The sequence below is a fragment of the Paenibacillus sp. FSL W8-0194 genome, from assembly GCF_037969745.1.
Lineage (GTDB): Bacteria > Bacillota > Bacilli > Paenibacillales > Paenibacillaceae > Paenibacillus_AQ > Paenibacillus_AQ cookii.
This window is the reverse complement of sequence record NZ_CP150205.1, coordinates 5,413,256-5,426,003: the sequence shown is the minus strand read 5'-3', so window position 1 is coordinate 5,426,003 and position 12,748 is coordinate 5,413,256. Positions and strand designations below refer to the sequence as shown.

Annotated in this window: 11 protein-coding genes and 1 riboswitch; of the genes, 10 read left to right on the top strand and 1 reads right to left on the bottom strand. The window is 55.3% G+C overall.

Translation table 11 applies throughout. The features are described from left to right. Window positions 1–72 precede the first annotated feature (72 nt). Window positions 73–882, top strand: coding sequence for a phytanoyl-CoA dioxygenase family protein (locus tag MKY58_RS25100; RefSeq protein WP_339322535.1), 810 nt, complete (start codon window positions 73–75; stop codon window positions 880–882). A gap of 105 nt (window positions 883–987) precedes the next feature. Here the strand turns inward: MKY58_RS25100 and MKY58_RS25095 are convergent, their stop codons facing one another. Continuing rightward, window positions 988–1,908, bottom strand: coding sequence for an AraC family transcriptional regulator (locus tag MKY58_RS25095; protein ID WP_339322534.1), 921 nt, complete (start codon window positions 1,906–1,908; stop codon window positions 988–990). A gap of 262 nt (window positions 1,909–2,170) precedes the next feature. Between MKY58_RS25095 and MKY58_RS25090 the strand changes: the two genes are divergently transcribed. From MKY58_RS25090 to MKY58_RS25050, 9 genes are all read left to right on the top strand, one after another. After that, on the top strand, window positions 2,171–3,970 hold the full coding sequence (locus MKY58_RS25090; protein WP_339322533.1) for a class I mannose-6-phosphate isomerase: 1,800 nt from the start codon (window positions 2,171–2,173) through the stop codon (window positions 3,968–3,970). After that, window positions 3,963–4,883, top strand: coding sequence for an ROK family protein (locus MKY58_RS25085; RefSeq protein WP_339322532.1), 921 nt, complete (start codon window positions 3,963–3,965; stop codon window positions 4,881–4,883). Before MKY58_RS25090 ends, MKY58_RS25085 begins: the two co-directional genes overlap by 8 nt. Window positions 4,884–4,945: 62 nt before the next feature. After that, window positions 4,946–7,399 (top strand): glycoside hydrolase, encoded by a 2,454-nt coding sequence (locus MKY58_RS25080; RefSeq protein WP_339322531.1) that lies wholly within the window; start codon window positions 4,946–4,948, stop codon window positions 7,397–7,399. A gap of 222 nt (window positions 7,400–7,621) precedes the next feature. Continuing rightward, the gene (locus MKY58_RS25075) at window positions 7,622–8,260 is read left to right on the top strand and encodes a YhbD family protein (RefSeq protein WP_339322530.1); all 639 of its coding nucleotides are present in this window, start codon (window positions 7,622–7,624) and stop codon (window positions 8,258–8,260) included. Between the two features lie 3 nt (window positions 8,261–8,263). Beyond that, window positions 8,264–8,980 carry a bactofilin gene (locus tag MKY58_RS25070; protein WP_339322529.1) on the top strand — a complete coding sequence of 239 codons (717 nt, stop codon included), beginning with the start codon at window positions 8,264–8,266 and terminating at the stop codon, window positions 8,978–8,980. A 31-nt stretch (window positions 8,981–9,011) separates the two neighbouring features. After that, window positions 9,012–9,755, top strand: coding sequence for a hypothetical protein (locus MKY58_RS25065; protein ID WP_339322528.1), 744 nt, complete (start codon window positions 9,012–9,014; stop codon window positions 9,753–9,755). Window positions 9,756–9,776: 21 nt separating this feature from the next. After that, window positions 9,777–11,303, top strand: coding sequence for an MDR family MFS transporter (locus MKY58_RS25060; RefSeq protein ID WP_339322527.1), 1,527 nt, complete (start codon window positions 9,777–9,779; stop codon window positions 11,301–11,303). 113 nt (window positions 11,304–11,416) lie between these two features. Continuing rightward, a complete protein-coding gene (locus MKY58_RS25055; RefSeq protein ID WP_197069973.1) occupies window positions 11,417–11,572 on the top strand; it encodes a hypothetical protein in 156 nt (51 codons plus the stop codon). 48 nt (window positions 11,573–11,620) lie between these two features. After that, on the top strand, window positions 11,621–12,349 hold the full coding sequence (locus MKY58_RS25050; RefSeq protein WP_339322526.1) for a 4'-phosphopantetheinyl transferase superfamily protein: 729 nt from the start codon (window positions 11,621–11,623) through the stop codon (window positions 12,347–12,349). Window positions 12,350–12,535: 186 nt separating this feature from the next. Next, a riboswitch (cyclic di-GMP riboswitch) is annotated at window positions 12,536–12,636 on the top strand. The last annotated feature ends 112 nt before the right edge of the window (window positions 12,637–12,748 follow it).

Here is a 12,748-nt window from a genome sequence, read left to right as displayed (position 1 = left end):
ACTGTTTTCGTTTGTCTTCGCAAGTTACAATGACCATAGTTCATTTCGATATCATTGTAAAGGAGCGAACTTATGGGCCCAAGCGGAAAAGGATTGTCGCCGGAGCAGATGGCGTTTTTTCAAGCGGAAGGGTATCTGATCGTAAAAGGGCTGTTCGAGCCCGGAGAGCTGGACGACATTCGCAGCACGTTCGAGAGAATCGGCGAAACGACGGTAGCGGGGCATTTTGAACCCGTGTTTGATCCGGACAACCCGGATCCTCTCAAAAGATATCCGCGCGTCATGCATCCGCATCGATTCAATCAAACGGCCATGAAATACATGCTGCACAAACCGGTGATGGATGTGCTAGAGAATCTGTATGGGGAACCCGCGCTGGCGGCGCAAAGCATGTATTACTACAAACCGCCGGGATCAAGGGGGCAGGCGCTTCACCAGGACAATTTCTATTTGAAGGTCGAACCGGGCAACTGCATTGCCGCATGGACGGCGATTGATGCCGCCGACGAGGAAAACGGCTGTTTGTTGGTCGTTCCAAAAACCAGCGGTTATGAAGTGGTGTGCCCCGAACTGGCTGATGAGAAGGAGTCGTTTACCACCCATTACGTCAAACCGCCCAAAGACAAAAAAGCCGTTCCGGCCGTCATGGACGAAGGCGACGTGCTGTTTTTCAACGGGAATCTGATCCACGGGTCGTACCGCAACAAATCCAAGGACCGTTTCCGGCGCGCGTTCATATGCCATTATGCCAATGCATCCGCGGTTCGAATCGGAGCCTTTTACCGCCCGCTGTACGCGGCGGACGGTTCCGAGGTGATGCTGGAGGCAAATCCGGACGGCGGGCCGTGCGGAAACGAGTTCGACGTTTTATACCCGCATTGACGAAGACATTTGCATACGCAGATAAAGCTGAAGGCTGGCACCGGGTATCACCCGGCGTCAGCTTTTATTTGGTTTAGCCCCGTTTTGTGCGGGGTTATTTTGCGTCTATTCCGTAAAGCGATGTTTGCCGGAACGCCCTTCCGTGAACTGAGCGCGCCTGAATTTGGCGGGGGATACGCCCAGCTTCTGGGTGAAAATCCGGGTGAAATAGTGGACCGATTGGAAGCCGCACTGGGAAGCGATGTCCTTGATGGACAAATCCCCGTTCAAGAGCATCTGCGCGGCCAACTGAACCCTGCGTTCCTGAATGTAATGGACGAAGGTTTGATTCGTATGCTGTTGAAACAATCTCGTCAGATGTCGGGGCGAAATATGGAGATGGCCCGCTACCCTGGGCAACGTCAGTTCCTCGCTCAGGTTGTCGGCAATGAACAGCTTCGCCTGGCGAAAAAGGCTGTTTTCATCCCATGCGGCGTCCGCCTGATGATGCCAAGCTTCTTCCCGGTAAGATCCATGAAGGGCCGGGACCGACAGGAGCAGGGATGTGGAGGTGTGCTGCAGCAAGGCCGGAAAAACAGGTTTTTGATCGTCGAAGATCGATATGAGCGTCTCCCATAAATGGCCCAAAGGTTCGGCATCCGCGCCGTAAATCACGGGCCGGGCCTGTTCCGCAAGGCGATGGTAGTCTTCGGCGCAACTTGGCCCGGTTCGCTCCTCATCCACTTCAAAAGCGACGTAAACCAAGGTTAACCCCTTAAGGCTCCGGATTTGATGCCAGGTTCCCGGCACGGACAAAAAGGAGGTGCCTTTGCCGAGCGGGTATTCCGTGTCGTGTTCGATGTAGGAGCCGCTGCCTTCGATGACGTAACAAGCTTCGAAAAACGAATGGCGATGCAGGGCATTGTCGAAATGCGCAGGCATAAACCCCCAATAAAGAATCGAAAGGCTTAAACGATCGGCTTCGATGCGGGTCAGCTGGCGGTTGCATATTTGGTTGGCTTTGCGAAAGCTGGATTCGATGGACATGAGGAAACTCCCCTATACGGTGTTGTCGGGAAAGGATGCGCATGCGCGTGTCCGTTTTTTGCAAAAGGATGGCCCGTTCATGCAAAGACGCCCGCAAGGTCCTTTTGTACAATGGTACACGAGTTCGTTTTCGTTTGAAATACGGTTGTTCCAGCGATCATCCGGGCTCATAAACAAGTGGCTCGGAATCGCGGTGGGTTCCCGTGTGATGCGGGCTGATTTTTGATTTCGTATAGAGGCCCGGCAGGAAAGGATGGAGCTTATGTTTGAAAAAAGACCGCTGAATAAGGTTCGGCAAGCCGTACTCGAACTTGGCATTCTAGAAGGATACGAAGCCGTGCTGGAGCGGGCTTTTTCCCTGGCTCAAGGCCAAAACGGCAACGTCACAACGATCGTGATTGACGGGACGCACGGCGCAGACTTCCAGTCGCTGCTGAAACGTTTGATCCCTTATGCCGAAAAGCAAGGGTTTCGATTCGCCGCTTCGGATACGTACGGTTATTTGAAATCGGGCGCGGAACTTCGAGAACATTTTCGGCGGAACATAACCGATAACCGCGCTTTCGGATACGTCGCCGAAGGGAATATCGACGAATATTTCCGAGACGGCTCGCAGCGTCGTTTTGAAGAGCATGCAGCGCGATTGGCGGAAACGGCAGCCGAACGGACGGTATTCGTCGTTTTTGGCCCGGGCGCCTTGTGGCTGTGCGGCGGACGCTGCGACGCATCGATGTTTCTCGACGTTTCCCGGGAATACCAAGAGCTTGCTCACAAGCAGGGGTTGTTAAACTTCGGGTTCACGTGGAATGTGGATGCCGTGGAAGCCTATAAAATCGCTTATTTCGTGGAATGGCCGCTGCTGGAGGCTTACCGCAAGGAGAGACTCCAAGCCTTCGACCTGTATGTCGACATGAACGACCCGAGCCGGCCCGCCCTGCTCGCCACTGGCGATCTGATCGCCGCCATCCGCGATGTCGCGCGGTATCCGCTGCGGGTCAAACCGTTTATGATGCCGGGCGTATGGGGCGGACAATACATGAAACGGATCGCGGATTTGCCGGAGGATATGGTGAACTGCGCCTGGAACTTCGAGCCGATTGCGCCGGAAAACTCGCTGCTTGTCACGCACGGGGGGCGGGTTGCGGAGATTCCGTTCCTGCTGGTCATGGCGCATGCCCCGATGGAGATCATGGGGGAGCGAAACGTGCGGTTGTTCGGCGATTATTTTCCGGTGCGATTCGACTACTTGGACACGATGGACGGCGACAACCTCTCCTGCCAGGTTCACCCGAAGCAGCGCTTTATCAGGGAACGGTTCAACGAGTTCATGGAGCAGCAGGAATCGTATTACGTCATGGAAAAACAGGGCGATGCCAAAGTTTATCTCGGTTTGACGGAGGGGGGCACGCCCGAGGCTTTCCGCGAAGCGGCGGAACGGTCCCAGATTACCGGCGAGCCGATCGCCTTCACGGATTACGTGCAGGAATGGGAGAGCGAAAAAGGCCGCCTGTACCTCATTCCGACCGGCACGGTCCACTGCTCCGGAAAGGATAACTTCGTCCTGGAAATTTCCGCGACGACCTGGTGGTTCACGTTCAAGATTTACGATTACGTGCGCAAGGATCTGGACGGCAAGCCGCGGCCGATGAACATCGATTACGCTTTCGAGAACATTGATTTCTCCCGCAAAGGGAAATGGGTTCAGGAGAACCTGATCCCAAGCCCAAGGCTGCTGAGGGCCCAGGGAAGCAACGAGGAATACGTGCTGGGCGAAAGGGAGGATCTGCTGTTTTACGTCCATCGCATCCATTTGGATGACCGTTGGGAGGAAGCGGCCGAAGGCGAGTTCGTCATGCTGAATTTGGTCGAAGGGGAACACGCAGCCGTCGTTTCGCTTGAAGATGGAGCGGTGTACGCCGAGCTCCGTTATGCGGAGTCTTACATCATTCCGGCCGCGTTTGGCGCGTACGCGATCGTCAATCGGGGCGGTTGTCCGTGCAGGCTGATTAAAGCAGGCGTTTCGAAAAAGTGGAACGTCAGCCTGGTTGATCCGCATGCGTGACGTCGTGTTGGCTTTTGACGTAGGAGGAACGTATATCAAGGCGGGCCTAGTTGGCGTCGATGGAAGCCTGCTAGGGTCTCCGCAGGTTTATCCCGCAAGATCGGGAGAGAAGAAGGAGGCGCTGCTGCGGCATCTTACGGATCTCGTCGACATTCAAGGGAAGCAGGTTCCGCCCGAATGCGGCATCCGCGGCGTCGGGCTGGCCTTTCCGGGCCCTTTCGATTATGAACGGGGGATTTGCCTTACCCGCGGTTTGAACAAGTTCGAGGCTTTGTACGGCGTGAATCTCCGGGAGGAATTAACGGAAAGGATCGCTTCGGTTCCGCTGCTGAAAGGCAGGTGGAGCGGCATCCCGGCGGTTGCCATCGAAAACGACGCGGCTTTGTTCGCGCTGGGCGAATACGCTTTTGGCGCGGGGCGGTCCGGGGAGAAAACGATGTATTTGACGCTGGGTACGGGACTCGGCTCCGCTTTTGTTAACCGCGGACGGCTGGTCAAACAAGGCGAAGGGGTCCCGGAGGAAGGCTGGCTGTACCGGCTGCCTTATCGGGACGGGGTGCTGGACGATTACTTCTCGCGCAGAGGGATCGTTCGGCTCGCCGAAGAAATGGGAGTGCCTCGAGTGTCGCACGGGGACGAAGACGTGAAATTGTTGGCCGCCAGGGCGCGTGACGGCGAAATGCAGGTTGTGCAATTGTTCCGCCGATTCGGCGAAAGGCTGTCGGAGGCGCTGCTTCCCTGGATCGGCTCTTTTCAGCCGGATGAGATCATGATCGGCGGGCAAATCGCCAAATCCGCGGACCTGTTCGTCTCCGGCCTGTCGGGAGGCGTTCCGGTTCGAATAGCGGCGGACACGTCGATAAGCGCGCTTAGAGGGGCAAGCCGGCTTTTTGCGGACGTGCAGCGCGAATGATTTTTCCATGGAACATAGGTCAATACCGTTTTTATGAAATCTTCATGATGGGAGAGGTACTCATGAATAAACCAAGCCGGAAGTGGCGCATGTTTGTGATCCATCATTCGCATACGGACATCGGTTACACGGAAAGGCAGGAACGGATCGAGCAGTACCATGTGGATTTTATCCGACAGGCTATCCGGATATGCAAAGATATGCGATCGGGAAAACGCGAGGAATGGAAAGGCTTCAAATGGACCTGCGAGACGTTTTGGGCGGTGGAACAGTTTCTGAAGGAGGCGGGCAGCGAGGAGCTGCACGATTTTGCGGAGGCGGTACGGCAGGGCGATATTGAGCTTTCCGGTACCTACCTGAACATGACGGAGCTTGCCGATGAGGATCTGCTGCGGGCCATCCACGCCAAAGCGGCGGAATACGGGCGCTCCATCGGCTGTCCCGTGGACTCCGCGATGACCGCCGACATTAACGGCTACAGCTGGGGGTACGCGCAAAGCCTGCTGGATGCGGGCATTTCGCATCTGTTTTCCTGCATCCACACGCATCACGGCATGTTTGCGCTGGGCCGCAAACAGACCCCGTTCTGGTGGGAAGCGCCGGACGGAAGAAAGCTGCTCGTCTGGAACGGGGAGCATTACATGTTCGGGAACGAGCTGGGCCTTTGTCCGGACGGGGTCGGCAGCTACATGATCCGCGACGAATTCCGGACGCCGGCCATCGTGGACAACCGGGAAGAGATCATGAAAACGCGCATCGAACGGTATTTACGCAAGCTGGAGGATGAAGGGTACCCGTATGATTTTGTGCCGGTCATGGTGTCGGGACTGGCCACCGACAACGGCTCGCCGAACGGGGACATCGCGCGGGCCATTCGCTCCTGGAATGGGCTGAACGGAGACAAGGTTTCCATAGAGATGTCCACGTTAAGCCATTTTTTCGCCCATCTGAAGCAGCAGGATGCCGAAATTCCGGTCTATCGCGGCGATTGGCCGGACTGGTGGTCGGACGGCGTAAGCTCCACGCCGATGCACACGCAAATGTTCAGGGATGCCCAGCGAACGCTGCGCAAAGTGAAAAAGTTGGACCCCCGGCAGCAGACTGTGAGCCGCGAGGAGCTATCCGGCATCGAGCAGCAGCTTGTCATGTATGCCGAGCATACGTGGGGATTCCATGCTTCGGTGCATGCGCCGTGGCACTGGAACGTGCAGATGCTGGAGGCGCGCAAGCTGGCTTATGCCGCCAACGCCAGCCGGTTGGCCCATCTGGCCTTGGATAAAGTCCAGCAGGCTCAGGGCGGAACCCTGCTGTATCCCGGACGCCCTTTCCGTTACCGGGTGGCCAATACCGAGCGGCATGCATTAAGGCAGCTGGCGGATTTGGAATGGGACGGCTTCGAAAACGAACGTTTTAAGGACGGGCTGGAAGTGGTGGACGAAAGCACGGGGCAGGCGGTATTGCACCAAACCGGCGTTCAGTGCGCCGCGGTCGAGGTAGACCTGGGGCCGGGGGAACAGAAACAATTCACGGTTCGTCCCGCCAAAACATCGAAGGCGGTCACGACGAGCAACGTGAAGCTGGTCGGCGCCGACACGGTATACGACATCGAGGATATGTACCCGTCAGGCGAAGTGAGGGATGCATGCGTATTTTCGCAGCATGGGGCCGAATCCCCTTACGTAAACATCGGCTGGAACGAAGATGGGATCGTGTCCTGGGTCATCAAGGAAACAGGAGAGGATTTGATCCGCGCGGACCGGAAACATGGGGCGTTTACGCCTGTTTACGAAGTGACCCCTGCGGAAGGGCCTGCGAATTCGGGAAGCATGTATGCCGTGCGCAGCGCGATGGGCCGTAACCGAAAGGGGCTGAACGTGCAGCGCTTTGTCGGGCGGCTTGCGAAGGCCAAGGCCGTCTCGAACGGCCCGTTGTACGGAGTCGTGGAGCTGCAGTTCGAAACGCGCGGCATGAGTTGTTATTCCGTATTTCTGAAGCTTTATGCTGGATCAAGCCGGGTCGACGTCTCCGTCCGTTTTCATAAAGAAAGCGTATGGGAACCGGAAAACGTATATATTTCGCTGCCGTTCACTTCCGGCTTGCCGGATGCCGAAACGCTGTGGCTGGATAAAGCGGGCGCGCCCGTCCGTCCCGGGATCGACCAGCTGCCGGGAACGCTGCTGGACTACTACTGCATTCAGGAGGGGCTGGCTTTTGCGGGAGAAACCCAAGCCCTCATGATCGCCACGCCGGATACGCCGCTTGTGCAGCTAGGTTCGCTGGACTACGGAAAACGGCTGCTCCACACCCAGCAAACCGAAGAGACGGAACGGCACCTGTACGTATGGGCCATGAGCAACTATTGGGAAACCAACTTCAAAGCAACCCTGGGCGGATTTTACGAATTCCGCTATTTCATCGATTGGAGCAAGGCCGTTGGTACAGCGGAAGAGGCGATCGGCCGCTGCCGGGCGATGAGCTCCGGTGCTGCCGTGTGGCGCGTGCGGGCGGACTCATAAAATCGTTGCAACAAAGTATAAAGTATATTGTAAGAGCAGAATCCGGCATTCTGCTCTTTTTTATTTCCGGGGATCCCGTTCGTATCCGAAATCGTCTGTTCGTAACCGTCTCTGCTGTTTTTCAAGTGTATATTGCCGCAATCCCGCAAATCATAAAAATGTTTTAAACCCATTTACAACGTAACAATGTTATGTTACATTATGATGCAAGGAGGCGGTGTCATGAACGAAGAGGATCTGATTTCGAAAAAGGAACTGCTGGAGCTGACGGGGATCTCCTACGGGCAACTGTACCGCTGGAAGCGCAAAAACCTGATTCCCGAGGAGTGGTTTGTCCGCAAGTCGGCCTTTACGGGGCAGGAAACCTTTTTTCCCAAGGATAAAATACTGCAGCGGATCGAACGCATAAAAAATATGAAAGACGGATTGTCGCTGGATGAGCTGGCGGATGTATTTTCCCCGAGCTCGAACATCCAGTCGATGTCCTCAGCCCAACTCATGGAACGTAACATTGTTACCAGTATTTCGCTGGCATTATTTGAAGAAGTGGCCGGAAGGCAGGAAACGTTATCTTTTGACGATATCCTGACGGTATATGTGCTGCAGAAGCTGCTGCAAGGCGGAGACATGACGCGGGATGAAGGCAGAATGCTGATTGCGGTCATGCGCGAGCACTACGGGGCGTTTGCGTCCAAACCGTGCGAATTGGCCTTGGTCCGGAAAATGGGAGTTCCGCTGCTGTTTTTGGCGGAGTCGGCGGAGCAAATTTATTTTGACAAGGACGCGAAATGGATTTTCCGGCTGCCTTTGGCGGCATCCATCGAGGAATTGAAGCTGAAGCTAAATGAAACGGAGGCGTAAGATATGGAAAGAACAGAAATGAGCATTTCCGGCATCGGCAGGTCTCAAGGCGGCTTGTATTCTCATGTCAGGCTGGACGGCATGGTGAAAATCAACGGGGACACCGACTGCCTTTCCTTCGACAGCAATGGCACGTTGACGTTGGAGGGGGCCCTGCAAAGCGAGGCCGTCACGGTGAACGGCACGGCGACGGTCGAAGGCCGGGTGAACGCAAACCGCATGATGTTGGATGGGCTCGTCACCTTTAAGGATCAGGCGGTCTGCCATGAATCGCTTACGGCCAATGGACGCTTGTCCATCGCTGGCGGGCTGATCGGCGAGAAGGTTGAAATTTTCGGCAGCTTGAAAACAAGAGGCGGCGTGCAGTGCGAATGGTTTCACGTTCACGGCGGATTCAACGTCGGCGGTTTGCTGAATGCCGGAATGATCGACGTCAAACTGAGCATGCCCAGCAAGGTCAATGAGATCGGCGGGGATACGATATCGGTCAAACGGTTCAAAAAGGTCAGCGTCCTCGAGCAGGTCGTTCCGGCATTTTCCGCCCGGCTTCAGGTACAAGTCATCGAAGGCGACGAGATCGACCTGGAATATACGGAGGCGAATATCGTGCGGGGGAATGTCGTGCGCATCGGCAAAGGCTGCAAAATCGGCCGCGTGGAGTATAAGGACCGGCTGATTCGGGAAGACGATGCCACGATTGAAAAGGCACAGCAGATTTAATGCAAGGACATTTAAAAGGAGGAACGGAGACATGAATATAAACGGAAATCCGAACGGCACCCGCGGCGATTTGAAAATGACGGGGAACGGCCAATCCGGCGGAGGGGCTTTCCGCAACGTTAAAATCATGGGCGACGCGATCATCCATGCCGACACGGAATGCGAAATGTTCAAATGCCTGGGCAATTCCGAGATGAAGGGGGCGCTTCGGGCGGGGAGCGTATCCTGCACCGGCACGCTGAAAGTAGCCGGCAGCGCAAGCGGCGGGAGCTTCCGGACCCAAGGGGAGCTGCGGATCGGCGGGGACCTGTCGGCTCAAAGCGTCTCCATTTCCGGCGTCATGTCGGTCGACGGACGGGTGTCGGCGGAAAAAGCGAAAATCACGGGAGAGCTTCGGGCGAACGCGGATTGCCAGATGGAAGAACTGGTTGTCCGGGGAATGGTCGACGTGAACGGCATGCTGAATGCCGAGCAGGCGGATTTCAAGCTGCACGGGCACAGCCGTCTGCGGGAGCTGGTCGGGAGCCGAATTACCGTCAAAAAAGGAAGCGGCATGTCTCTTTTCGGGAAATTGTTCATGGGGCAGGACGGCATGCTTACGGCGGAAACGATCGAAGGAGATACGGTCGAGCTGGAAAATACCAAAGCTGCCGTGGTCCGGGGACGCAGCGTCATCATTGGCGCCGGATGCAGCATCGGCCTTGTGGAATACAAGGATGAATTGAAGCAGGATCCCGAAGCCGTCGTTTCGCAGTCGTCCAAAACCGAATGGTGAGGAAAGGAGCAATAGGCTTTTATGGCGGTTAAAAAGAACAGGCTGGGTTGGATCGTTGCTGGGCTGTTGCTTGGCATCCTGATCGCGGCCATCGATAATACGATCGTGGCGACGGCCATGGGAACGATGATCGGGGAGCTGGGCGGGCTCGACCAATTCGTTTGGGTGACATCGGCGTACATGGTGGCCGAAATGGCGGGCATGCCGATTTTCGGGAAGCTGTCGGATATGTACGGCAGGAAGAAATTTTTTGTCTTCGGCATCGTCGTTTTCCTGATTGGCTCCATGCTGTGCGGCACGGCGCATACGATTACGGAGCTCAGCATCTATCGGGCCATTCAGGGAATTGGCGGCGGCGCGCTCATCCCGATTACGTTTACGATCATTTTTGACATTTTTCCGCCGGAGAAGCGGGGCAAAATGTCAGGGATGTTCGGCGCGGTCTTCGGCATCGCGAATTTGTTCGGTCCGTTGATGGGAGCGTATATTACGGATTATTGGCATTGGCGTTGGATTTTCTATATCAATATCCCACTGGGGCTGATCGCGTTTCTGCTCGTCGTGTTCTTTTACAAGGAATCGCATGAGCACTCGCGGCAAAAAATCGACGTCTGGGGAGCGGCAACGCTTGTAGGCGCCGTCGTCAGCCTTATGTTCGCGCTCGAGCTCGGCGGCAACAAATATGCATGGGATTCCTTCGTCATTTTAGGTTTGTTTGCGGCGTTTGCCGTGCTGTTCATCGCGTTCCTGCTGATTGAGCGCAAGGCGGCTGAACCGATCATCTCGTACGACATGTTTCGGAAAAGGCTGTTTGCGGCAAGCAGCGCGGCCGCATTGTTTTACGGGGCGGCTTTTATTACGGCGGCGGTGTATATTCCGATTTTCGTCCAAGGCGTCATGGGCGGGAGTGCAACTAACTCCGGATTGATACTACTTCCCCTCACGCTGAGCTCGGTTGTCGCTTCGCAAGTCGGTGGCATGCTTTCCGCCAAAATGACGTTCCGCAGAGTCATGGTCTTCTCGGCTGTCGTGTTTTTGCTCGGCATGTATTTGCTTGCCACGATTACGCCGGAAACGTCCCGGACGGTGCTCTCGCTTTATATGATGATTACCGGCTTTGGCATCGGCTTTTCGTTTTCCGTGCTCAGCATGTCGGCTATCCAAGGGATGGATGCGCGGCAGCGGGGGTCGGCCAACTCGACGATTTCTTTTCTGCGTTCGCTCGGGATGACGATCGGAATTACCGTCTTCGGCATCATTCAGCGCAACGATTTCAATATTCAACTGGCGGAAAGGCTTGGGGGTTCGGGGGAAAACATGCCGGCAAACGCCGACCCGCAGCAGCTCTTATCGCCTGAGATGAGAGCGCTGATTCCGAGGCCCGTCATGGAAAAAATCAGCGCGGCGCTTTCGCTTTCCGTCGATCACGCGTTTCTGTGGGCGCTCCTTCCGGTGTTTTTCGCCTTGCTTTCGGTGTCGATGATGGGCGCAGGGCGGATGCAGTTCGCCCAAGAGCCTTCCCCCGCGCAATCCCGAACGAAGGCTTAATGGGATTATCGAACAGAGCCGTTGCACTTCGGCTGCCATTTTGCTGTCGACAAGGGTCCATGGTTGGGTAATACTTGAATTAAATACGGTCAACATTAGGAGGCTGGTCGCTCATGAAAGTGATTATTACCCAGGAAGAAGCAGTGGAAAAAGGGATTTGGCCTGAAGTCATGAACATGTTCGGCGTGGACGACGAAGACGAGGTATGGCCGGCCGAGGAATTTATTTTGACCGAAGAGCAGGCGCGCAAGCTCAAACTGATTCCTTGACTTGTGCCATAAACGGCTTTCACGGCAAGGAGCGAAGAAGGGGAGAAGGTGAAACGCATCGCGACGATATATGCCGTAAATCTTAACGATTGGCGGGAAGGCGCCGGCGCGGATATGCAGCGGCTGCTCGCCTTTTTGCCTGATGAAGCAAGGTCCCGGGCCGCGAGGCACAGATCGGAGCGGGACGCGGAGCGCGTGATCGTTTCCGATACCTTGAAACGGGTGACGGCTTGTCTCGAAAAGGGGCTACGGCTCCGGAACGTGGAGTTTGCCAGGGATGGTTACGGCAAACCATTCCTGGCAGGCGTTCCCGACTATTATTTTAACGTGTCCCACGCCAAGGATTGGGTCGTATGCGCCGTGGGCGCCAGGGGACCGATCGGCATCGATGTCGAGCATATCGGCCGGGCGGAAGCGGAAGCAGCCGAGTTGTGTTTTACGCCACGGGAGCTTACTGAATGGAGAAGGCAGCCCGCCGAACGTCGGGATGCCTTCTTTTTCGAGTTGTGGACGCTTAAAGAAAGTTATTCCAAAGCCGTCGGCAAAGGCCTTTCGATCGGCTTGTCCAGGCTGGAGACGATCAGGCATCCTTCCGGGATTCGCATCATGCATCAAGGCAGGATCGATCCGGAGCTGCATCTTCAAGTCGTCCCGTTTGACCCCGACTACAAGTTATCCGTTTGCATGCAGCTGGAGGAGCAAGCGGCCGCTGTCCGGCGCTTTTCTCCCGATGGGCTGCTGGACGCGTTAAAGTCATGTTCTGAAGCCGGGGACTAAGGGGCGGGGGGCTTTTCCAATGATAACCTATGGCATTTCCCATAATTTCGGGATATAGACACTTTTATTACCTCTTATTGGAAGGATCTAACCTGTACTTTAACTATAAACATGATATATTAAAAGTGTATTTTTCAGATATTTCATTTATTTTCAGCAATATCTGAAATACCGCACTTTGAAAACTCAAGCCAAAGGTAAACCTGCCGAAAGGCAGGGGCACAAAGCTAAAGGGGCTTCAGGCGGCAAGATCCTTGATCTTATCGCTATGCCAGCCAGCTGCCGAAAGACGTTTTCGCGATCGAAGGAACTCTACTCTCGGCAAGTAGAGTTTTTTTGTTTTTAATTTTTTTCTATACAGAATCCTATGATCAAGCAAAGGAAAGATGAACATGTCGG